Origin of the sequence: Shewanella jiangmenensis (assembly GCF_018596335.1) — a bacterium.
Taxonomy (GTDB): Bacteria; Pseudomonadota; Gammaproteobacteria; order Enterobacterales; family Shewanellaceae; genus Shewanella; species Shewanella jiangmenensis.
In genome coordinates, this window is the sequence record NZ_JAHEPS010000003.1 from 39,544 (window position 1) to 60,928 (window position 21,385).

Sequence of the window (21,385 nt, forward strand, 5' to 3'; positions counted from 1 at the left end):
TATCGAGAGGACAGAAAGATGACCGCAGCACCCTTGGTCACCAACGACGCCACGGCGCTAGGCCTGCTGGCCATGATCCTGGGCTTTGTGTTTTACACCCAGGGCCATCCCGCATGGCAGAAGTTTTATAAATTCGTGCCAGCCTTGCTGCTGTGCTACTTCCTGCCGTCACTGCTCAATACCTTTGGCATTGTGGATGGCAAGACGTCACAGCTGTATCCGGTTGCCTCTCGCTATTTACTGCCGGCCTGTCTGGTGCTGCTGATTCTGTCGGTGGATATCAAGGCCATTATGGGGCTCGGACCCAAGGCCGTTATCATGTTTTTGACCGGTACCGTGGGTATTGTGATTGGCGGGCCGATTGCGCTGTTGGTGGTATCGGCCATTGACCCGTCGCTGACCGCCAATCAGGGCCCGGATGCGGTATGGCGCGGCATGACCACGCTCGCCGGCAGCTGGATTGGCGGCAGTGCCAACCAGGCGGCAATGAAAGAGATTTATGAAGTAGGCGGCAACATTTTCTCGGTGATGGTGACCGTGGATGTGATTGTGGCTAACATCTGGATGGCGGTGCTGCTTTACATGGCGTCCCGTCATAAAGAAATCGACGCCAAAACCGGTGCCGACACCACGGCCATTGAGACGCTCAAGGCCAAGGTTGAGAAATACCATGCCGAAAATTCCCGTAATCCCAGCCTGCGCGATCTGATGCTGCTGGTGGCGGTGGGCTTTGGCGTCACAGGTTTGTCCCATGCGGTGGCCGATTTTCTCGCACCCTGGTTTGAGGCCAACTATCCCTGGACCGCCCAGTACAGCCTGACCAGCAAGTTCTTCTGGCTGGTGGTGCTGGCAACCACCCTGGGTCTGGCGATGTCCTTCAGTCCGGCCCGTCATCTCGAGGCGGCCGGTGCCTCCAAGGTAGCGACCGCATTTTTGTACGTGCTGGTGGCGACCATAGGTTTACATATGGACGTATCTAAAGTGATGGATACGCCCATTTACTTCCTGGTGGGGATCACCTGGATGGTGGTGCACGGCGGCTTTATGCTGCTGGTGGCCAAATTGATTAGAGCGCCGCTGTTTTATATGGCGGTGGGCAGCCAGGCCAACGTGGGCGGCGCGGCATCGGCGCCTGTGGTGGCCTCAGCCTTCCATCCGGCGCTGGCTCCGGTTGGGGTACTGCTGGCGGTGTTTGGCTATGTGCTTGGCACCTACATGGCGTGGCTGTGCGGCCAGTTGCTGCAGATTGTTGGTTAACAGCGGGTCTTGCCTGTCGACGGCTGGCCCACAGGAGAGGAAATGATGAGTACCAAAACCATTACCCTGGGTGATATCCGTATCGCCAACGATGCACCCTTTGTGCTGTTTGGCGGCATGAACGTGCTTGAGTCGCGCGATCTGGCGATGAAAATTGCCGAGACCTATGCCGAAGTGACCCAGAAGCTGGGCGTTCCTTATGTATTTAAGGCTTCTTTCGACAAGGCCAACCGCTCATCCATCAACTCTTACCGTGGCCCGGGCATGGAAGAAGGCCTGAAGATTTTCCAGGAAATCAAAGACACCTTCAAACTGCCGCTCATCACCGACGTGCACGAGACTTATCAGTGTGCCCCGGTGGCCGAGGTGGTGGACATCATCCAGCTGCCGGCGTTTCTCGCCCGCCAGACCGATTTGGTGATTGCCATGGCCAAGACCGGCGCCATCATCAACGTGAAAAAGCCGCAGTTTCTCGCACCCCACGAGATGCGCCATATCGTGAAGAAATTCAACGAGGCCGGTAACGACAACATCATCCTGTGTGAGCGCGGCAGCTGCTTTGGTTACAACAACCTGGTAGTGGACATGCTCGGCATGGACGAGATGAAGCAGAGCGGTTATCCGGTGATTTTCGATGCTACCCACGCGCTGCAGCGCCCGGGCGGCCGTGAAGACAGTGCAGGTGGTCGTCGTGCTCAGGCGACCGAGCTTGCCCGCAGTGGCATGGCGCTGGGTCTGGCCGGTCTCTTTATTGAGGCGCATCCGGATCCGGACAACGCCAAGTGCGACGGTCCGTGCGCGCTGCCACTGCATCAGCTCGAGGGTTACCTCAAGCAGATGAAGGCGGTCGATGATCTGGTGAAATCTTTTCCTGCACTGGACACCAGCAAGTAAGCCATTTGGCATTTTGCCTGTGATATGCTCAAACGCCCGGCCTGTGCCGGGCGTTTTTGTCTGAGTTTTCGGGAGCATACAACGATGTGGGTCTTGTTCACCCTGATGGCGGCTTTTATGCAGGCCTGGCGCAATGCCTTTCAAAGCGAGCTCAGTCGCGATGTGGGCGTGCTCGGGGTGACGCTGGCGCGCTTTATCTACGCCGGGCCTTTGGCGGCACTTTATCTGGCGGGCCTGTACCTGTGGCAGGATGCGCCGCTGCCAAGCTTCAATCTCAAGGCGGCGGGCTTTATTGTCGGCGCGGCGCTGATGCAAATTCTCGCGACAGCTCTCATGGTGCGGCTGTTCAAACTGCAAAACTTTGCGGTGGGCGCTGGTCTTGCCAAGAGTGAGGCGCTGGTGGCGGCTATTCTCGGCGTGCTGTTTTTCGGCACCAGTTTGAGTTTGCTTGGCTGGGGCGGGGTGCTGCTGGGCACTGTGGCGGTGTTTATGCTGTCAACCAAGGGCGGCGTGGGCGGCTTGTCGCTCAAAACTGTGCTGCTCGGACTTGGCAGTGGCAGCGCCTTTGCGCTCACCTCTCTTTGGGTGCGGGAAGCGAGCCTTAACCTGATGCTGCCGTTTCCTCACCGCGCCGCCTGGGTGTTGCTGCTGGTGATTGTGCTGCAAACCATTCTGCTGCTTGGCTATCTTCTTATTAAAAATCGCAGTGAGCTCGATGCACTGCTTCGCCGCCCAAAGCTTACGCTTGCGGTGAGTGTCAGCAGTTGCTTAGGCTCCATCGGTTGGTTTTCGGCCATGTCGCTCACCGCCGTGCCCTATGTGAAAACCTTAGGCCAGGTGGAGATCTTTTTTATGATGCTGGTGTCGGCGATTTATCTTAAGCAGTCCATAAAGGTAAAAGACATGGCCGCGCTGGTGCTGATTGGTCTTGCTGCGGTGATGGTGATGTGGCCAAGCGTATGAGCTGTTGTCGTTTTGGTGGTCATTGGAGCCAGCTTGGCGTTTAATTGGCTTCAGGCTTCAGTGGTTTTAGCTACGCAGCGGCTTCAATAGCCTTGATGGCATCAAACAGGGCGCGATTGGCTGGGGTGTCTATGCCATGGCGCTCACCCAGCCTGACCAGATAGCCATTAATGGCATCGATTTCGGTCTTGCGGCCATGCTCCACGTCCTGGCGCATCGATGAGCGATTGGCCGCGGTAAGCTTGATTACCGTCATCACCCGCGCTTTAAGTGCGGCTCTATCAAGCCGTATCCCTTCTTTGGCGGCAATTGCCAGCAGCTCATCAATCACAGCATCAATGGTGCTTTGATACTGAGGTGAGTCAAGCGCACCATTCTCAACACGGTCTCGGGCCGTCAGTGGATTAATGCAGGCATTAACTGCGAGTTTTTGCCACAGGGCGGTGAGAATATCGTCCACCCACTCGCTGCCGGGGATGGCCTGAAGCAGGCGCTGTTTCAGAGACTCACTCAGCGCCGGGCCACTGAAATGACCAAACTGGGTCAGGCCGGTGCCGGTTTGCTTAAGCTCTGTCGGGCTATTGCGAAGCGCGCCCTGGCTGCCAACGCGAAGCGCTCCCTGACTAGTGGTACCCAAACTTAAGCCGCGGCCAGCGAGCTTAGGTGCTATCGCTTCGTGGGGGCCAAGGCCGTTATGCAGCAGCAAAATATGGCAATCGGCGTTAAGCATCGGCAGCAGTGGCAGCAGCGCATCTTCTACCTGATAGGCTTTGACGGTGACGATAATGAGGTCAACGGTATTCAGCTTCGCCTCGGCAAAGCGGCGGCGCTGCACTTCAGCCACCGTTTGAGTTGAGAGTGGGGTAAAACAAAACTCGGCGGTGAGCGCCTTGGCATCTCTGCCAAGCAGCATTGGCCAATCGGCGCGCTCAGATGTGCTTGCCAGTTGATGAGCAATCAGCTGGCCGACGGCACCCGCGCCGAGTATGGCGATGGTCATACGCCTTCAAGCCTCGCGGCGCGAACATATTTGCGATACAGCCAGTAGGTGATAAAAAAGCCAGCAACGCCAGCGAGATCGGCAACGATATCGCCCCATGACGCTGAGCGGTAGGGCAGGCGTGACTGCACCACCTCAATCAGTCCGGCGTAAAGTGCCAGCGCGCCTAGCATGGTGTACCAACGCGGCCGGAAGGCAAGCTGGGTCAGCCATGCCAGACCAAAGAAAGAACCGAAATGTCCTACCTTGTCGAGGTTGGGAATGGTCTGGGGATAGTTAGGCTTGGAAAACACCAGATAGCTGGTGACGACCAGCGCAATAAGCAGAAAAATCTTGAACAACAACTGCCGGTTCATCACAGGGGTTCCACACAGGATGGTCACAGGGGCGCAACGCCCAAGTTAGGTAATAGGGCTGCAAAGCGCCCATGATAGGGAATTGCTGTGCCAAAGTCATCAGCACGGCTGTAAAACTCTGTGTCACCGACGGTACACCGACATTAACGCAACTATGCAGCGACATGGTGCCGGCGAGCCTACTGTCTGCTGTGATAGCACCTGCTGTAATATTGCCTACTGTGATAGTGCCGATTGGCGGCTGTTATCGCGTAGAGGCTTCAACTTGGCTGCCGCAGCCGTTAAACTAACGGCATATTTTGTTTCAGCTGTCAGTAATAGCTAAGGTTTAATCACTATGCCTTCGTTCGATATAGTGTCAGAAGTGGATGCGGTAGAGCTTAAAAACGCCGTCGAAAACACCCGCCGTGAGATGGACACCCGTTTTGATTTTCGTGGCGTTGAGTACAGCGTGGATTTTAAAGATTTTGTCGTCACACTGCGCGCCGAAACCGATTTCCAGTGTGGTCAGATGGTCGACATTTTGCGTGGTCAGCTTGCCAAGCGTAATGTGGATGCCAAGGCCATGGAACTGGATCCCAAGGTGGTGCACACCGGCAAAACCTTTGCGCAAACTGTGAAGTTCAAGCAGGGCATAGAGCAGGACGTGGCCAAAAAGCTGGTGAAGCTGATTAAAGACAGCAAGGTGAAGGTGCAGGCGCAAATTCAGGGCGATTCGGTGCGGGTGACCGGCAAGAAGCGCGACGATTTGCAGGCGATTATGCAGCTTGCGCGTACCAGCGAGCTTGGTCAGCCCTTTCAGTTCAATAACTTCCGCGATTAAACCAGGGCTTGTCGCCAAACGAAAACGGCAGTCACCGAGTGACTGCCGTTTTTTGTTTGCGCCAGGCTCTCAGCGTGTCTCTTCCTGAGGTTGTTCCTCAGAGGCTCTCGAAAGGGGCTTATGTGGCACGGTTTTGTTGACCAGCCACACCAGAATAAGCACCGGCAGGCCGATTAAACTCGCGCTGACAAAGAAATTCACATAACCATAGGCATCGACCCAGGCGCCGGAGAAGCCGGCGATAAACTTGGGGAACAGCAGCATGATGGACGAGAGCAGCGCATACTGGGTGGCGCTGTAGCCAGAGCTCGTCAGCCCCGAGAGATAGGCGATAAAGGCCGCTGTGGCAATGCCGCCGCTGAAGTTATCAATCGAGATGGCGACGGTAAGAAGCGTCATGTCGTAGCCGACCATCGCCTGCCAGGCAAACAGCAGATTGGTGGTAGCGACCAGCAGCGCACCCAAAAACAGGATTTTCATGGTGCCATAACGCGCCAGTAAAATCCCGCCAAAGGCCGCGCCCACCAGGGTCATAATAAGGCCGTAAACCTTACTTAAAAACGCGATTTCTTCCTTGGAAAAGCCCATGTCCACGTAAAACACGTTGGCCATGATGCCCATGACTATGTCGGAAATCCGGTAGCATGAAATCAGCGCCAGAATAAGAAACGCGCTTTTGCCGTAGCGTTTGAAAAAGTCGATAAAGGGTGCGACCACGGCGCTGTAAACCCACGACAGCGCGGCGGCCACCCGCGGGCTGTGGCGGGCTTTAAGCTTTTCGCGCATCAGCGCTTCATCTTCGTTGGCCTTGCCTGCATCCACGGTGGGCTCTTTGGCAAACAGGGTGGTGATAATGCCAATCAGCATCAGGCCGGCCATCACGCTGTAGGCCGTCTGCCAGGCCGCGAGGTTGTAGCCTGTGCTTTCGGGGGCGACCCAGGCGGCGATAGTCAAAGCACCGGCGGTCGAGACTATCATGGCGCTGCGATAGCCAATCTGGTAGGCGGCTGCCATGGCTGCCTGCATTTCTTCCGGCGCCGAATCAATCCGAAACGCATCGATGACGATATCCTGGGTTGCCGAGGCAAAGGCCACCAACAGGGCGCACAGCGCAAGGTGAGTGAGGTTTTCCATTGGGTCGCTGCCGGCCATCCCAAGTATGGCGCCGATTAGCAGTAACTGGGCAAACAGCATCCAGCCGCGGCGACGGCCAAACAGCCGGGAGAAAATCGGCAGCGGCATCCTGTCCACCAAGGGTGACCAGAGCCATTTGAATGCGTACAGAATGGCAATCCAGCTGAAATAGCCGATAGCGGCGCGGTCGACCCCCGCTTCACGCAGCCAAAAGGATAGGGTGGAAAACACCAGCATCAGCGGCAAACCAGCGGAGAATCCCAGCAGCAACATCACCAGTACCCGGCGATGGCGGTACACGGCGAGCAAATCCCAGGTTTTACTTAAGGCGTTGGCAATAAAAGACATAAAAGCCACAAAGAAGTGGGGGTGCCCTAGCATACCCCAGTTCACCGAGCCTGGGTCAAGCCTGTACAGCCAAGGCGCTGCTTTATGCATCGATAGTTGACGCGCTCGCCTTGAGAGACTCAATTGAAGGCTCACGGAAAACGGAAAACAGCAGGCTGTCGCTGTGAAAGGTTTGGCGATGTTTTGATAACAGGCTGGTCATTCTGGGCTTTAAATAGAAAGCCCCACCCAGTGGGGTGGGGCTTAACGGGGTGCCGGGTTCAGGACGCTGGCCTTACACCAACACAGCCGCCGGGTAACTCGCCGCCTATGCTCAGGAAGTCACAGCAATCGTGCAGCTGCTTTCGCAGAAACTGATTGCCGCGAAGAACCCAAACGGGCCAGCGATCAAAGCAGTGTATCAGGTGCCAGAAAACCTTTTCCGTATCAGATTGCGCTTCACCCTGTGGCTGGAGCTGTTGCCACTCCTCCAGGGTATCCCACAAATACAGTTGGATTTCGCGATAATCGAGCTCGTTACTCAAAAATGCTCTTCCATACTGAGCCAGTTGGGGCGCTTTGGTATCGATGAAATCCGAAGGTGTCATCGGTTCGCCTCCTTGTTGTTACCGTTTCAGTATAGCCAGCTTTTGAGTAACGGCTCAAAAACAGTGTTTATTTTACCGGCAACAATTTTGCGGTCTTGAGTATGATGGGCGCCATTGGCACGTCCTGCCAATTGAGAGTGGCGTTGTGGCCTGTTGCCACTTCTGACATGGCCTGCACCACGTCAAGCCCCTCTACGATATTGCCAAATACCGCATAGCCCCAGCGCCGTGGCGACGGGTCGAGCTTGGTGTTGTCGGCCACGTTAAAGTAAAACTGGCGGGTGGCTGAGTGCGGGTCGCCTTCCCGCGCCATGGCGATGGTGCCCACGGCGTTTGACAGGCCATTGCCTGACTCATTGACTATGGTCTTGCCGTCTTTTTTCATATCCATTTTGGGGCCGACACCGCCGCCCTGCACCACAAAACCGGCAATAACCCGATGGAAAATCGTGTTGTCGTATTCGCCTTTCACCACGTAGTTCAAAAAGTTATCTACTGTGATGGGGGCGCGGGTGCGGTCGAGCTCAACCACAATGGTGCCCATGCTGGTTTGCATTTCCACCTTGGGGTAGAGATTGTCTTTCTGAATATCGGGGGCTGCGGCGCTGGCGTGGGCGCCGACAAGCAACAAGAGTGCAGAGAGTATCCGTTTCATGGCAAATCCTTAGCGCGACAGAAATTGATGTAATTCGCCGTCGTTGACTATGTCACCGGCGAGTTTGGTTAAAAGCTTATTCAGCTCAAGCTCCAGCGTGGCCAAATCCAGACTCATCGGGCCCTTCATGGTGCCGCGGATGTTGTAGCGCTTGGTAAAAATCTGCTGCTGGTTGCGGGCATAGGTGCTGATAACGATTTCGTTGCTGGCTTCATAGCCGAGCATGGATTCTTTGATGTTTGACTGCAGGCGCTCGATTTTAATTTCGAGGCTGTTGCTGGCACCCGGGTCCAAATCGTAGCCGGCGCGGCTGAACGCTTTACGAAACACCTCGCCCAACACCTCGGCCGGTGGCTCACCCATGGTGTAGGTTTTCTTGGCATCGTCGTTGGTGGTGATAAGCACCGCAGTTTGATTGTTACGGGCATCATCGGTTCGCAGGGCCAGGCTGCCATGGGCGCTCGCCGATACTGCCGGAGTGTCTGGGCTCAGTACCAGATAATTGGAAGGACGACCGGCACAGCCGCCAAGCATCGCGATTGCGCTCAGCATTATCAGAGTTTTTTTCATCGTTTTTCCTGCTTGGAACAAAAGTCGCATCAGAATACCAGATTTGGCCTTCATCGCCAGCCTGCGGCGGCTCGCCTGATACCGCATTTTATTCTGTTTTCATCAACATCGATGCCACGCTCCGCTGCGGCTTTGCGTAAGGCGCTGCTGTTATAAAAAGGTTGCAAGCGGCTCTTTCACCCCCGCCGATTTGACGTTAGAGTAAAAAACCAAAAGCAGGCAGCCGCAGCTGATAAAAATAACAAGATGACCGATTTCAACAGACCTAACACTCAGTTTCCGGGCTCTCAGACTCAGAGTTCCCAACCCGAGGGCTCTCAAACTCAGGGCTCTCAAACTCAGGGCTCTCATTCTGCGGGCGCGCCACATGCCGCCGGCCAATCGGTGACGAGCCCCTATGCGGCGATGGCACTTGAAACCCTCGGCACGCCCGAATGCCTGATGATTGGCGGCAAGCCCTTGTTTGGCCAATTTGATGGCCCGGTTGCATCGCTTGGGCTTGATAGCTTCAGCGCCACCACCGACATGGATAAGCCCGCTTCCTGGCCTCACCGCTACTTTGGCTACAAACAGTTTGAGTTTATTGCCATCCACACTCCCGCTTATCTGATAGGCATAGCGCTTGCCGACATCCGCTACCTTGGCAGCGGCTTTTGTTATGTCTTCGACAAGGGCCGCAACCGGCTCCATGAAACGCATTGGTTAAGACCGCCCGGCAGCTATGCCCTTGGGCCGTCGCCCGTTTCTGCGACCAGCGAGATGGCTGGCGTTCGTATTCATCGCCATGATGGTGGCTGGGCTGTGGCGCTTAATCTGCTGCTCGATGGCCTGCCGCTGGTGGCCGATATCACGCTCGAAGCCTTGCCGCTGTCGCTGCCGATGGCCATGTGCTCGCCGACGGGTTACAGCGGCTGGACCTACACCCAAAAGCACAACGCCCTCAGTGTAAAAGGGACGCTTTGCGTCAATCACGAGCCGCAGCCGCTTTCAAGGGCGCTGGCCGGATACGATTTTTCGGCAGGATTTATGCGCCGGGAAACCAGCTGGCGCTGGGCATCGATAAACGCCATGGTGGATGGGCGGCGGCTTGGGATGAATCTTGCGGCCGGCGTCAATGAGACCGGCAGCAGCGAAAACGTGCTCTGGCTTGATGGCGTGCGCCGACATTTGGGGCCGGTGCACTTTGACTTTAACCGCAGCGCTGCCAATGGCGGCAGCTGGCGGATTTGGTCAGAGCGCGGTGAACTGGATTTAACCTTTACGCCACGGGGCTGTCGCAGCGAAAAACTTAACCTTTGGTTGCTGAAGAGTAATTTTCGCCAGTATCTTGGCCATTTCAGTGGCTGGGTGCGCGAGCTTGACGGCAGCCAATTGCGCCTTGAGGCGGTGTGGGGGCTGACTGAGGATCACTTTGCCAAGTGGTAGTTTGCAACGTGGCAAATTTAACGCGGCTGACTCAGTTCATGCCTGCAAGCCAGCCCATGCAAGCAAGCCCTAGCGATTCCACGCTGCGCTGCGGAGCAGGGCAAAATATCCGACAAAACAACAATAACAGGGACAGTAAATGAGTATTGACCAACTAAGCCAACATCCGGAGCTTCTGCTGATTGCGCTGGCGCCGGTGTTTTTTATCTGCATGCTGCTGGAGTGGCGGGTGGCAAACCGGCGCGGCGCATTGCCGGACACTGCGCGCTACCGGCTGCCAGAGCTTGTGTGTAACCTAAGCCTGGCGGGTATGCATCAACTGGCTGATTTAATGACAGGTTTTTTGGTCGCCAAGCTTTATCTGTGGCTCTTTGGCTGGCGCTTGTTTGATATCGAGATGAATGCGCTTAATTTTGTGCTGCTGCTTTTGGCGCAGGATTTTTGCTACTACTGGTTTCACCGCGCTAGCCATCGCTGCCGCTGGATGTGGGCAGCACACGTGGCGCATCACAGCTCTGAAAACATGAATTTTTCTACCGCGTTTCGCCAAAGCATGATGTACCCGCTTGCCGGGATGTGGCTATTCTGGATCCCGCTGGTAATCCTGGGATTTGAGCCATCCTGGGTCGTGTTTTCGGTGCTGGCAAGCCTTGGATTTCAGTTTTTTGTCCACACCCAGCTGGTGGGTAAGCTTGGCTGGCTTGAGTGGATTTTCAATACTCCCAGCCACCACAGGGTGCACCATGGCTCCAACCCCCAGTACATAGATAAAAATTACGCCGGCGTGCTCATCATCTGGGACAGGCTGTTTGGCACCTATGTTGAAGAGCAGGAAACAGTACGCTACGGCATTACCAAGCCGGTCAACAGCATGAATCCGTTTGTTGTCACCTTTAGCGAGTGGCGCGACATGTTTGCCGATGCACTTGCGCCGGGGCTGACATTTTCCGAGCGCTTCAGGCAGCTGTTTGCGCCGCCCGGCAATACAAAATCTGCCGAATGATATTTCGTTTACGGGGCGCCTGAGGGTATGCTTGGGCGTCTCCCGTCGTCAGGAATTCTTTATGAAACTCTTTGTTTTTGAACATTGTCCTTACTGCGTTCGCGCCATGATGATAGTGGGCTATAAAAAGCTGGATGTGCCCTTTGAGGTGTTGCAAAACCACGATGTGGACAGCCGCATTCGCATGGTGGGTGCCAACATGGTGCCCATTTTGCAAAAGCCGGATGGCAGCTTTATGGGCGAGAGTCTTGATATCGTGGCGTATCTTGATGGGCTCGACGGCAACCCTTTGCTCGAACCCCCTCGCCATGAAAGCGCTATTAAGGCCTGGCTTGACGAGGCCGGGTATTTTTCAGCGCGGCTGCTGCATCCTCGCAACGTGAAACTGGGCCTCAAAGAATACGGCTCAGCCGAGGCGATTGCCTGGTACACAGACAAAAAAAGCGCGGCCATCGGGATGAGCTTTGATGAGGCGATGGCGGCCACTCCAACCTGGCTTGCAGGCCTTAACGCCACCTTCGCGGCGCTGGAATTTGTGCCGCTGCCGTCGGAGCGGGGCAATCGACTTTCGCTGGATGACATTCTCCTCTACCCGCCGCTTCGAAATCTCACTGCCGTCAAAGGGGTGCAGTTTGGCGCCAGGCTTGAGCGCTACATTGCCGAGGTGACTGCGCTGACCGGTATAAGACTTTTCGGTGATCTTGCCATTTAAATAGCCAGAATTAGAGCTAAAATTAGCTCAAGGGTTCAACTTCCGCCCGATAGTGTGGCTCGGCGCCTTGCATTATGCTGTGTACTGTCGGACCCTTGGCACCTAATTCAGGTGCCTGATTCCGCGCCATTACGGAAGGTGGGGCGGGGGAGCCTCGCAGGAGAGCTAACATGGCAATTGTCAGTGCAAAAGAGTTTGCGGATTGGTTGTATCGGCATTTCGAGTCGGTCGGTCCCGGTGTCAGCCTAACCCGTGAAGATATCAACAACCTTACCGGACGGCAGCAGTTTTCGCTGGGCTTTGTCCACGATATTCATTACGAGTTGATGCGGCATGGCATTGCGTTTGTAACAGACACGTCCCGTGAACATTTTTATATGGTGAAGGTGCACGATCGCTCCTGGCGCGAGCTTATCCGCCAGGACTACGAAAAGGAAATCTTCGACAATGTGGTGTCACTTAATCTGTCGTTTCAAAAAAGCAGCTGAGCTGAACTGTCGCAAACAGAATCGCAAACAAAACCGCAAAACAAAAACGGGCGCAGAGCGCCCTTTTTTATTGCCATATTCCTAAGGAAAGCCTATTGCTTTTTCGCCTGCAGGATCACAAATTTGCCATTGCTGGAAATGGTTTGGCAGTTGCCGAACAGGCGCTTGAGTTTAACATGATAGCCAAGGTGGCGATTGCCAACCACGTGCAGCAGCCCGCCGTATTGCAGGCGTCGTTTGGCGTCGTTGAACATTTGCCAGGCAATATGGTCGGTAATGGCTTCGCCCTGATGAAACGGCGGGTTACACAAAATCAGATCGGCGCTGATGTCTGCGCTCAGGTGGCTTAGGCAATCATCCCAGTGAAAGTCAGCGCGGGTGGCATCAAAGCCATTTTGCTGCCAGTTTTGCGCGGCGCTTGCTACTGCCATTGCCGATTCATCGACAAAATGCACCCGAGCTGTGGGATACATCTGGGCTGCTCGCAGGCCAAGCACGCCGTTACCGCAGCCAAGATCAATCACTTCACTGAAGCTGCCCTCTGGCAGGTGCGAGAGCATGAGTCGCGCGCCAATGTCCAGCTTGGCGGCGCCAAACACATTGCTTAAGTTGCTGATGCTGAGCTGAAACTCCGGTACTTGCCACTGGATTGGCTTGATGGCGCTGCGCGCTTTGCCATCGCTGATGGCGCTGATCACCCGGGTCTTTTTCCAGGCAAGGCTGGCACTGGCATTGCCGAAATGTTTGCCAATCAGGCTCAGCAGCGACTGGTTGATGTTTTTGGCTTTGGCGCCAATCAGCAGGGTTTCGCCTTCTGCCTGGCTTAACTGGCATAAGGTGTCGGCGAAGAAGGTCAGGCTCTTTGGCAGCTTCATCAGCACCAGCGCGCCGGTGGCCACTGAGGCGAGGTTGCTGCAGTCTTTAAATTCAATGTTATCGGCATTCAGCGCGTTGGCGTCGAGATTGGCCTTGCAGCCAAGGTGCGATGTGCGGCTGTCGGCGGCAAAGGTGAGCTTAAGCGCTGGATAAAGCGCACGCAGCGCGCAGGTGAGGGCGCCAAAGCTGTCGTTCACCAGCACTATATGGCTGTGGTTACCAAGGCCTTGTTCCATAAGATGTTTAAGCAGATGCTCGTCGGCTGCATCCCAGGCCTGCAAGTTGGCATCGCTGGTATCGGGATAACGATGAAGGCTTAGCTCAATGCGGTTATCATCCGCACCGGCTGAAAATCGGCTTGTCATATGGCACAGTAATCTCTGACGTTGGGGGCGGGATTATCGCAAAATCCGGCGTCGCGTGCGACGTTTTGGCAAAACTTCTCTGTAATTGCCCCTTAGCCTTGGCGCCTTGTGGCAATCTTTTGGTGGCGGGATATTGATGAAAACCGAGTGCCAGTTCGGCTTGTTTGATGATGTTTCAGCGTCTTTGCCAAGGTCTGAGCGCTTGGTTTTCACACCGCAAAGTGACGATCCCGACCGGCCGCCAATCAGCCATATTCGGCATTATCTGACTTCGCGCCAGCAGCAATTGCTGCTTGGTGAGTGCGCATCTTACCCGTTCAGCTCTCCTGCCGTGACCGTGTTTGGCAAAAGTCACCCCATTCCGCGCCAGCAGGTGTGGTTTGCCGATGCGGGCTGCGAGTACCGCTACTCGGGGCTGTTGATGGCACCGATGCCCTGGCCGCACTACGCAGGAAGGCTGCTTAATCAGCTCAATCGGGAACTTGGCCCTGCGCCCGGGCGGGAGTTCAACGGCTGTCTTGTTAATCGATACCGCCATGGCAGCGATGCCATGGGGTTTCATGCAGATGACGAGCCTGAGCTTGTCAGTGATGCCATGGTGGCTATCGTTAGCCTTGGCCAGAGCCGGCCTATGCTGTTTCGCCGAAACCGTGATGGGCTTAAATACCGATTGCTGCTGCAAGCGGGGGATTTATTGCTGATGCACCCGCCGATGCAATCCTTATGGCAACACGCCATTCCCAAATCACGCCGCGCACTTGATGAGCGGGTCAGCTTTACTTTTCGCGCCATCTTGCCTTTTTATCACAGGCCTGCGGATGACTGAGATTGGCGTTTATGTGCTTTGTGCCACAGACCCAGAGGCGCTGCAGCGATACAGTCAGTTAAGTCGGTAAGTGACTTTATAAGTGACTTGATGGGCTTGATTGAGCGGAGATGCGTATGAAAATTCAGTTTATTTCCACCGTAGTGGGGCCGCTTGGACCGGATGTGCTCGGCAGACTGGCAAGCCTTAGCCGTGAGTGCGGCGCCGAGTGGTTATCAAGCAAACTTATCCGCCTTGATGGCCAGTTTGCCGCCATCTTTAAAGTCAGCATTGAGGATTCGGCCGAGGCGATGCTGCGCGAGCGACTGGCACAGGCGTTTCCAGAGCTTGGGTTTGTGTATGCGCCGGTGCAGCAGGCTGTGCAAGAGAGACACGATTCCGTGGCAGGTGCAGCCCCAGATGTAGTTACTGTGCAGCTGGCGCTCGATTGCAACGACAGACCCGGGCTTACCCGTGATATTAACGAAACCCTGGCAAACCTTGGGGTGTCGGTCACTCAGCTTGAAAGTCACCGGATGCAGGTGGCAAGTCTTGGCCGCACCGTATTTAACGCCAACCTGACGCTGGTGTTGCCGCCGCAGCTGGATGTGGCAAGCCTGAGCGCGGCGCTCGAGGCGGTGGAACCCAATGCCCGGGTACACCCCCAGTAGCCTGCGGGTTTGATCTTTGTTGTGCCCGGCGGTACTCTTCGCCCTTATTACGGCTTGCAGCCGCTGCAAGCCGCCACTGCCAGCAGCCTGTGTTGATGGCCAGTGTGTCTTTCAAACCTTTTCAATCGTTTTTTGCCGGGAATCATAATGACTGTCGCCGATATTATTCATGCCAAACTTACTGAAGCCCTGGCACCGTTGCACCTAGAGGTGATAAACGAAAGCCACATGCACAATGTGCCCAAAGGCTCCGAGAGTCATTTCAAGTTGGTGCTGGTAAGCCGCGCCTTTGAAGGTCAGCGCCTGATAGGTCGTCACCGCGCGGTAAATCAGCTGCTGGCCGATGAACTTGCCGGTAGCGTGCATGCGCTGTCTATGCATACCTACACCCCTGAGGAATGGAGTGCGCTTGGCGCCGTGCCTGACTCGCCTAACTGCATGGGCGGCTCCAAGCACTGAAACCGCTTATTAATGCTAAATGCACAGCAGCCGCGTTTAAGGGCACTGAAGGAGCCGCAGCCTGAGTCTTCATCCCCGACGGCTCAGGGCGCTGATGATTAATCCTTCCCGATAAAAGATCCAATTCAACACCCGCACTGGCTGCGGGTGTTTTTTCATAGGTCAGCAAACCAATTGCCGGTTTTCAGTTTGTGTTTTTTCTGTTATCAATAGGTTGCGCTAGCAACTTTAAAACCCTTAACAAAAACAGCACTATGGCAAAAATAATTCAAATTCTCGAAGGAGCCGGGGAGTTTCTTGGCCGGCTGGTGGGCTGGTTTACCCTGGCAATGGTGCTCTTGACCCTGGCGGTGGTGGTGCTGAGATATGCTTTTGGCATAGGCGCCACTGCGCTGCAGGAAACCGCACTCTACCTGCACGGCGCCGTGTTTACCCTGGCGGCAGGTTATACCCTTAAGCGCGACGCTCACGTTCGGGTCGATGTGTTCTACCGGCAATTTTCTGAGCGCAGCCGCCACTGGGTGGATTTTATCGGTACCCTGATTTTTTTGTTCCCGCTGTCAATCGCCCTCTTTATTTACTGCCTCAATTACGTGCTGCTGTCGTGGCGCATCGTTGAACGCTCGGCTGAAGCGGGTGGACTTGCGCTGGTGTACCTTCAAAAATCCTTGCTGCTTGCGCTTTGCATCACCTTGATGATGCAGGGAATAGCCGAACTCTACCGCCACGGCAAAGCGCTGTGGGGCAGGGAGGCCCGCTGATGGCACTGCTGCTGTTTTTAGTGATTTGTCTGGTGCTGATGCTGGGCTACCCGGTTGCGCTGACCCTTGGCGGCGTGGCCTTTTTGTTTGCGCTGATTGCCAGTGCCTTTGGCGCTTTTGACCTTAGCCTCTTTATGCTGCTGCCAAACCGCATTTACGGCATCCTTGATAACGATATTCTGATGGCGGTGCCGCTGTTTGTGTTTATGGGCGTGGTGCTGGAAAAGTCCCATATCGCCGAGCAGCTGCTCGGAGCGATGGCAGGGCTCTTTGGCAGGCTGCGCGGCGGGTTGATTTTCAGCGTGTTTTTGGTGGGCATGTTGCTTGCTGCATCCACCGGCATTGTGGGCGCAACTGTGGTGACCATGGGGCTGATGAGTCTGCCAACTCTGCTTAAACGTGGCTATAGCCCGGAGTTCAGTGCCGGCGCCATTTGCGCTACAGGTACCCTCGGGCAAATTATTCCGCCTTCCATTGCACTGGTGCTGCTTGGGGATGTGCTTTCCAACGCGTATCAGCAGGCGCAGTTGTCCATGGGAGTATTCAATCCCAAATCGGTATCTGTGGGCGATTTGTTTGCCGGCGCCCTGATCCCGGGGCTGATGTTGGTTGCCCTTTATATGCTTTACACCCTGTACCGGCTGTGGCGCACTCCGGCAGATTTCGGTGATGTGTTACAGGAAGATGAGGCGCCGATTGCCTTGCCTGCGTTGTTGTCGGCGCTGTTGCCACCGCTTGTGCTTATTCTGCTGGTGCTCGGCTCAATTCTTGCCGGTATCGCAACGCCCACCGAAGCTGCGGCAGTGGGAGCGGGCGGCGCGCTGGTGATAGCCCTGCTTAAACGCCAGCTTGGGTTGCTGGCGCTTAAGGAAGTGATGCAAAGCACGGTGAAAATCACCTCGATGGTGTTTTTAATCCTGATAGGGGCATCGGTGTTTTCGCTGGTATTTCGTGGGCTTGGCGGTGAAGAGCTAATCCACGGCATTTTTTCGTCCATGCCGGGCGGCGCGCTTGGCGCCATGCTGCTGGTGATGCTGGTTATCTTTTTGCTTGGCTTTATTCTTGATTTTATTGAGATCACCTTTGTGGTGGTTCCGCTGGTGGCGCCGATTTTGCTCGCCATGGGGCTCGACCCGGTTTGGCTTGGGATCATGATTGCCATCAACCTGCAAACGTCGTTTCTGACGCCGCCCTTTGGCTTTGCGCTGTTTTACCTGCGCGGCGTCACCGGTGACACAGTATCCAGTGGCCAGATTTACCGCGGTGTGGTTCCCTTTGTGCTGTTGCAATTGTTGATGTTGATTTTGCTTGGTTTGTGGCCGGGATTGGCCACCTGGTTACCGTCGCAGCTATACGGCCAGTGACGGATTGCCGTTTTTACAGGAGTGTTGATGATGAGTCGAAAAATAGCCATGTCCCTGTTTGCAGCCCTGGCGCTGCTCAGTGGCTGCAATAAAGAAAGTACCCAAACCCAGTCGACAGCCTTTGCCGATGCCAAACCCATCGAATGGAAACTGGTGACCTCCTGGCCGAAGAACCTGCCGGGCCTTGGCACAGCGCCGGAACATTTTGCCAAGATGGTCAACGAGATGTCAGCTGGCCGGCTCACGATTAAGGTCTATGGTGCCGGTGAACTGGTGCCGGCGATGGAAGTGTTTGATGCCGTCAGTGAAGGCTCGGCGCAGATGGGCCACAGCGCTGCCTATTACTGGAAAGGCAAGGTGCCGGCGGCGCAGTTTTTTACCGCTATTCCCTTTGGTATGAATGCACAGGAGATGAATGGCTGGCTCACCTACGGCGGCGGACTGGAGCTGTGGGAAGAAGTCTATGCGCCTTTTGGTATTCTTCCGTTGCCCGGTGGTAACAGCGGGGTGCAGATGGGCGGCTGGTTTAATAAGGAAATCAACAGTGTTGACGATCTTAAAGGCCTAAAAATGCGCATCCCCGGCCTCGGAGGTGAAGTGCTCAAGCGCCTTGGCGGTGTGCCTGTGGTGCTTGCCGGGCGCGAGCTTTACACCGCGCTGCAAACCGGTGCCATTGATGCCACCGAGTGGGTTGGGCCATACAACGACCTCGCGTTTGGCCTGCACAAAATTGCCAAATACTATTATTACCCCGGCTGGCATGAACCGGGCACCACCCTTGAGTTTCTGATTAACAAAGAAGCCTTTGCAAAGTTGCCTGCCGATCTGCAGGCGATAGTGAAAATTGCGGCAAAGGCCACCAATCAGGACATGCTGGATGAGTTTACCGCCCGCAACGTTGGTGCGCTGGCGACTCTGAAAGATGAACATAAGATTGAAATTCGCCCCTTCCCGGATGAGGTAATAGCGGCGCTGCGCACCACCTCTTTGCAGGTAATCACTGAGCAGGCATCTCAGGATCCCATGATGCAAAAAGTGTTCGACGCCTATCGAAGCTTCGAGACGGGCGTGCGCGGCTATCATGAGATTTCGGAAGATGCCTACACTAAAGCGAGGCAGTGACAGTCAGACAATATCAGCCCCGGTTATGAACGCGGGGCTGTAAATGCCTGGCAATAAGGCAAGACAATGAGGTTTTGACGAAGGCGCTTTGATGCTATGCTTGCGTCATTTCGCAAAAGGCCGTTTTTGCCCCGGCAGCGGGGCTGGAGAGCATCATGCCATTACTGGACAGTTTCACCGTTGATCACACCCGTATGAACGCCCCTGCGGTGCGGGTTGCCAAGACCATGAGCACCCCCAAGGGTGACACCATTACTGTGTTCGACCTGCGTTTTTGCGCCCCCAACAAGGATATCCTCAGCGAGCGTGGTATTCATACGCTGGAGCACCTGTTTGCCGGTTTTATGCGTGACCATTTGAACGGCAATGGCGTGGAAATCATCGACATTTCGCCCATGGGTTGCCGCACCGGATTTTACATGAGCCTTATTGGTGAACCGAGCGAAAAACGTGTTGCCGATGCCTGGCTTGCGGCCATGGAAGATGTGCTCAAGGTCGCCGATCAGAAGGCCATTCCTGAGCTTAACGAATACCAGTGCGGCACCTACGAGATGCATTCTCTGGAGCAGGCGCAGGATATCGCCCGTACCATTATTGCTGCCGGTGTCAGCGTAAACCGTAATGACGAGCTCAAACTCGCCGACGAAATTTTGAACAAGCTCTGATTTATTTGAATTAATTTATAAAAAGCGGCCATGGCCGCTTTTTTTTCGTCTACTATCAGTCTGTCACAATAAAATAACAATTAGCCGCGACGGATTCTGGGATAGTTTGATGAAACACAGCGCCATACCGGCTGTCTGTTTACTGACTTTGGCGATAGGTGGTCCGGTCTGGTCAGAAGAGACAGTGGATGTCAGCCACTTCTTTATTGACCGAGCCGGGCTTAAGAGCCCCTATAGAGCCTGGCAATCTGCGCCGGGCGTTATGCCTTCTGACTCAGGTCCACTTCCTTTACTTACCTTTCACGGTGACAGCCGCGGCGCCATGCCTGCTTTCAATGGTGTGTCGCTTGGCCTCGCCCCATACGCTGCCCCCGGTGTTTGGCTCGATTATGGCCGCTTCGGCATGGATTCCATCAGTCATTGCCGCCCGGTGCTGACTCTGATTGGCTGCACCGGCGCGGATTATCACCTCAATGCCATCGGGTTGGAGCCTGAAAGTGTGACACTGGAAGCGTCAAACAGTCGTGAGGCGGGTATCGCCGCCACCGCCGGGAAGCACAGTGATGTGCTCGATATGGGGTTTCGCGCCAGCCATCTTCAAGGGGATGACAATCTCTTTTCTGGGCGCGACAGTGAGGTGTTTGTCGGCCTTGGTGCGTCCAGCCTGCCCGGCGCGAGGGCGCGCCAGCGTACTGAACTTGGCGTGCTTTATCAGGAAAGTGAGCAAACGCTGACCGCCGACGCTGTAAGTGCTGAGCCTCTTTTGTCAGGCCGCGAGCTTAATGCGGACCGCAGCCGTGTGCGCTTGCAGCTTAATCATTCAAACCGTGAAGGCGCGAGCAGCAGCGATACTCAGGTGTTTTATCAGGAGGCGAGTTTAAGTTTGCCAAAGCCGCTTTTAACTGAGCAGCCAAGTTTGTTACCGAGCGCTGCCGCGCTGGCGAGTGATGCATTTGCTGCGGCAGAAAAAGCTCAGTATCAAACCTTTGGGCTGCAAAGCCAGCGCGTTCAGGGTGTTGGAGTGCATCAGATTGGCTATCGGCTCACGTATCAGCAAGACAGGGTTGAGTATGTGCCCCGTGATGGCAGCGCTGAGTGCCAAGTGACAGACAAGGTGGATATGGCGGAGCTTGGCATTGGCAGCAGTGTCAGCTTTGATTTGTGGGACATGGACTTTGGCAGCAGTTGGCGCAGCGCTTCTGTATCGCGCACCTGCGCCGAAGCGAGTACTGACATCCGCGTCGATGGCTGGGATTATGGCGCAACCCTGTGGCTGGCAAATCGCCATGTTGGCCTCAGCGCCAGAGAGGAGTTTGCGCCCCACGCGCCCGGCAACCAGCAGGCGCTGTCGCAGTCATCACGGCATTATCAGCTTGAAGGTGTTTGGCCCGCGACATCAGCGCATCAGGCTTCTGTGCCTCAGGTATCGGCGTCTCAGACGGCAGGCGGAGCATGGCAGCTTAAGGCTTCGCTGTGGCTTACGCAGTTTGATAATCGCCATCAGGACTGCGCGGCTGTATCCGGATGTGAAGCGCCGCTAGGCAGTACGCAGCTCAATCTGGGGGCGGTGGATATTGCCGGGGCGAGTGTGTCGCTTGGCTGGCGCGGCGAGTTTGGGGCGCTGTCTTTACCGGTGGCGCTCAGCTTTGATGAGAGCCGCGCCGAATTTGCTGCCGATGGCTGTATTGACCAGGCGTGCTGGCAGCGCGGGCAATCGGTGCCGTTTCTGCCAGAGCGCCAGTGGCAATTGGCGGTGGGAATGGAAGCAGGTGAGTGGTCACTAACCTTGAGCGGGCGGCAGCTGACCTTGGATGGTGATAACAGTTTACGGCTTGATTCGAGCCTGCATTGGCGGCGTGGCAAACACGAGTTTTACCTCAGTGCGGACAATCTTAGCGACGAAAAGGGCCATTACGGCGTACAAACTTTAGTCGAAAGGGATGAGCAAACTGTGACGATAGGTTACCGTTGGCGAGGGTGATTTTTACCGCTTTTGGGGGAGGCTGGCTGCCTGTTTATGTCCGTGCCATTTGAGCGCGGTTTTTTTATGTTTTAATAAATTAGATTATTTAAATTAGATAG

General features: G+C 55.4%; 23 protein-coding genes. 16 read left to right on the plus strand and 7 right to left on the minus strand.

Annotated elements, in window-relative coordinates:
• Window positions 1–18 precede the first annotated feature (18 nt).
• The 3 genes from KJI95_RS09020 to KJI95_RS09030 all read left to right on the plus strand — a co-directional run bounded on the left by KJI95_RS09020 (window position 19) and on the right by KJI95_RS09030 (window position 3,114).
• The gene (locus KJI95_RS09020) at window positions 19–1,257 is read left to right on the plus strand and encodes a DUF819 family protein (protein ID WP_214506868.1); all 1,239 of its coding nucleotides are present in this window, start codon (window positions 19–21) and stop codon (window positions 1,255–1,257) included.
• A gap of 45 nt (window positions 1,258–1,302) precedes the next feature.
• Window positions 1,303–2,151, plus strand: a complete 849-nt coding sequence (kdsA, locus tag KJI95_RS09025; protein WP_214507220.1) for a 3-deoxy-8-phosphooctulonate synthase — start codon at window positions 1,303–1,305, stop codon at window positions 2,149–2,151.
• Between the two features lie 84 nt (window positions 2,152–2,235).
• Window positions 2,236–3,114 (plus strand): DMT family transporter, encoded by an 879-nt coding sequence (locus KJI95_RS09030; RefSeq protein WP_214506869.1) that lies wholly within the window; start codon window positions 2,236–2,238, stop codon window positions 3,112–3,114.
• A gap of 70 nt (window positions 3,115–3,184) precedes the next feature.
• Here the strand turns inward: KJI95_RS09030 and KJI95_RS09035 are convergent, their stop codons facing one another.
• Entirely contained in the window at window positions 3,185–4,114 is a 930-nt protein-coding gene (locus tag KJI95_RS09035) for a ketopantoate reductase family protein (RefSeq protein ID WP_214506870.1), read from the minus strand.
• Entirely contained in the window at window positions 4,111–4,473 is a 363-nt protein-coding gene (locus KJI95_RS09040) for a VanZ family protein (RefSeq protein WP_214506871.1), read from the minus strand. The genes KJI95_RS09035 and KJI95_RS09040 overlap by 4 nt, the downstream gene beginning before the upstream one ends.
• A gap of 334 nt (window positions 4,474–4,807) precedes the next feature.
• Between KJI95_RS09040 and KJI95_RS09045 the strand changes: the two genes are divergently transcribed.
• Window positions 4,808–5,293, plus strand: a complete 486-nt coding sequence (locus KJI95_RS09045; protein WP_214506872.1) for a YajQ family cyclic di-GMP-binding protein — start codon at window positions 4,808–4,810, stop codon at window positions 5,291–5,293.
• 69 nt (window positions 5,294–5,362) lie between these two features.
• Here the strand turns inward: KJI95_RS09045 and KJI95_RS09050 are convergent, their stop codons facing one another.
• The 4 genes from KJI95_RS09050 to KJI95_RS09065 all read right to left on the minus strand — a co-directional run bounded on the left by KJI95_RS09050 (window position 5,363) and on the right by KJI95_RS09065 (window position 8,587).
• A complete protein-coding gene (locus tag KJI95_RS09050) occupies window positions 5,363–6,775 on the minus strand; it encodes an AmpG family muropeptide MFS transporter (RefSeq protein ID WP_214506873.1) in 1,413 nt (470 codons plus the stop codon).
• Window positions 6,776–7,035: 260 nt separating this feature from the next.
• Window positions 7,036–7,362, minus strand: a complete 327-nt coding sequence (locus KJI95_RS09055) for a hypothetical protein (RefSeq protein ID WP_214506874.1) — start codon at window positions 7,360–7,362, stop codon at window positions 7,036–7,038.
• A gap of 67 nt (window positions 7,363–7,429) precedes the next feature.
• Window positions 7,430–8,017 (minus strand): peptidylprolyl isomerase, encoded by a 588-nt coding sequence (locus tag KJI95_RS09060; protein WP_214506875.1) that lies wholly within the window; start codon window positions 8,015–8,017, stop codon window positions 7,430–7,432.
• Between the two features lie 9 nt (window positions 8,018–8,026).
• Window positions 8,027–8,587 (minus strand): YajG family lipoprotein, encoded by a 561-nt coding sequence (locus tag KJI95_RS09065; protein WP_214506876.1) that lies wholly within the window; start codon window positions 8,585–8,587, stop codon window positions 8,027–8,029.
• A 441-nt stretch (window positions 8,588–9,028) separates the two neighbouring features.
• On the opposite strand from KJI95_RS09065, the gene KJI95_RS09070 reads away from it, so the two are divergent.
• The 4 genes from KJI95_RS09070 to KJI95_RS09085 all read left to right on the plus strand — a co-directional run bounded on the left by KJI95_RS09070 (window position 9,029) and on the right by KJI95_RS09085 (window position 12,215).
• The gene (locus KJI95_RS09070; protein WP_214507221.1) at window positions 9,029–10,012 is read left to right on the plus strand and encodes a DUF2804 domain-containing protein; all 984 of its coding nucleotides are present in this window, start codon (window positions 9,029–9,031) and stop codon (window positions 10,010–10,012) included.
• Window positions 10,013–10,151: 139 nt separating this feature from the next.
• Window positions 10,152–11,015, plus strand: a complete 864-nt coding sequence (locus KJI95_RS09075) for a sterol desaturase family protein (protein WP_214506877.1) — start codon at window positions 10,152–10,154, stop codon at window positions 11,013–11,015.
• Window positions 11,016–11,076: 61 nt separating this feature from the next.
• Window positions 11,077–11,727 (plus strand): glutaredoxin 2, encoded by a 651-nt coding sequence (grxB, locus tag KJI95_RS09080; RefSeq protein WP_214506878.1) that lies wholly within the window; start codon window positions 11,077–11,079, stop codon window positions 11,725–11,727.
• Between the two features lie 170 nt (window positions 11,728–11,897).
• The gene (locus tag KJI95_RS09085) at window positions 11,898–12,215 is read left to right on the plus strand and encodes a hypothetical protein (RefSeq protein WP_214506879.1); all 318 of its coding nucleotides are present in this window, start codon (window positions 11,898–11,900) and stop codon (window positions 12,213–12,215) included.
• 92 nt (window positions 12,216–12,307) lie between these two features.
• Here the strand turns inward: KJI95_RS09085 and KJI95_RS09090 are convergent, their stop codons facing one another.
• The gene (locus KJI95_RS09090; RefSeq protein ID WP_214506880.1) at window positions 12,308–13,456 is read right to left on the minus strand and encodes a methyltransferase; all 1,149 of its coding nucleotides are present in this window, start codon (window positions 13,454–13,456) and stop codon (window positions 12,308–12,310) included.
• 136 nt (window positions 13,457–13,592) lie between these two features.
• Here KJI95_RS09090 and KJI95_RS09095 point away from each other — a divergent pair, with 136 nt between their 5' ends.
• From KJI95_RS09095 to KJI95_RS09130, 8 genes are all read left to right on the plus strand, one after another.
• Window positions 13,593–14,282, plus strand: coding sequence for an alpha-ketoglutarate-dependent dioxygenase AlkB family protein (locus tag KJI95_RS09095; protein WP_214506881.1), 690 nt, complete (start codon window positions 13,593–13,595; stop codon window positions 14,280–14,282).
• 116 nt (window positions 14,283–14,398) lie between these two features.
• The gene (locus KJI95_RS09100; protein ID WP_214506882.1) at window positions 14,399–14,932 is read left to right on the plus strand and encodes a glycine cleavage system transcriptional repressor; all 534 of its coding nucleotides are present in this window, start codon (window positions 14,399–14,401) and stop codon (window positions 14,930–14,932) included.
• Between the two features lie 147 nt (window positions 14,933–15,079).
• The gene (locus KJI95_RS09105; protein ID WP_214506883.1) at window positions 15,080–15,391 is read left to right on the plus strand and encodes a BolA family protein; all 312 of its coding nucleotides are present in this window, start codon (window positions 15,080–15,082) and stop codon (window positions 15,389–15,391) included.
• A gap of 254 nt (window positions 15,392–15,645) precedes the next feature.
• Window positions 15,646–16,152: a TRAP transporter small permease subunit gene (locus KJI95_RS09110; protein WP_214506884.1), complete on the plus strand. Its 507-nt coding sequence runs from the start codon at window positions 15,646–15,648 to the stop codon at window positions 16,150–16,152.
• The gene (locus KJI95_RS09115; protein WP_214506885.1) at window positions 16,152–17,516 is read left to right on the plus strand and encodes a TRAP transporter large permease; all 1,365 of its coding nucleotides are present in this window, start codon (window positions 16,152–16,154) and stop codon (window positions 17,514–17,516) included. The genes KJI95_RS09110 and KJI95_RS09115 overlap by 1 nt, the downstream gene beginning before the upstream one ends.
• Window positions 17,517–17,546: 30 nt before the next feature.
• The gene (locus KJI95_RS09120; protein WP_214507222.1) at window positions 17,547–18,638 is read left to right on the plus strand and encodes a TRAP transporter substrate-binding protein; all 1,092 of its coding nucleotides are present in this window, start codon (window positions 17,547–17,549) and stop codon (window positions 18,636–18,638) included.
• Between the two features lie 155 nt (window positions 18,639–18,793).
• Window positions 18,794–19,303 carry an S-ribosylhomocysteine lyase gene (gene luxS, locus KJI95_RS09125; protein WP_214506886.1) on the plus strand — a complete coding sequence of 170 codons (510 nt, stop codon included), beginning with the start codon at window positions 18,794–18,796 and terminating at the stop codon, window positions 19,301–19,303.
• A gap of 109 nt (window positions 19,304–19,412) precedes the next feature.
• Window positions 19,413–21,284 carry a hypothetical protein gene (locus KJI95_RS09130; RefSeq protein ID WP_214506887.1) on the plus strand — a complete coding sequence of 624 codons (1,872 nt, stop codon included), beginning with the start codon at window positions 19,413–19,415 and terminating at the stop codon, window positions 21,282–21,284.
• The last annotated feature ends 101 nt before the right edge of the window (window positions 21,285–21,385 follow it).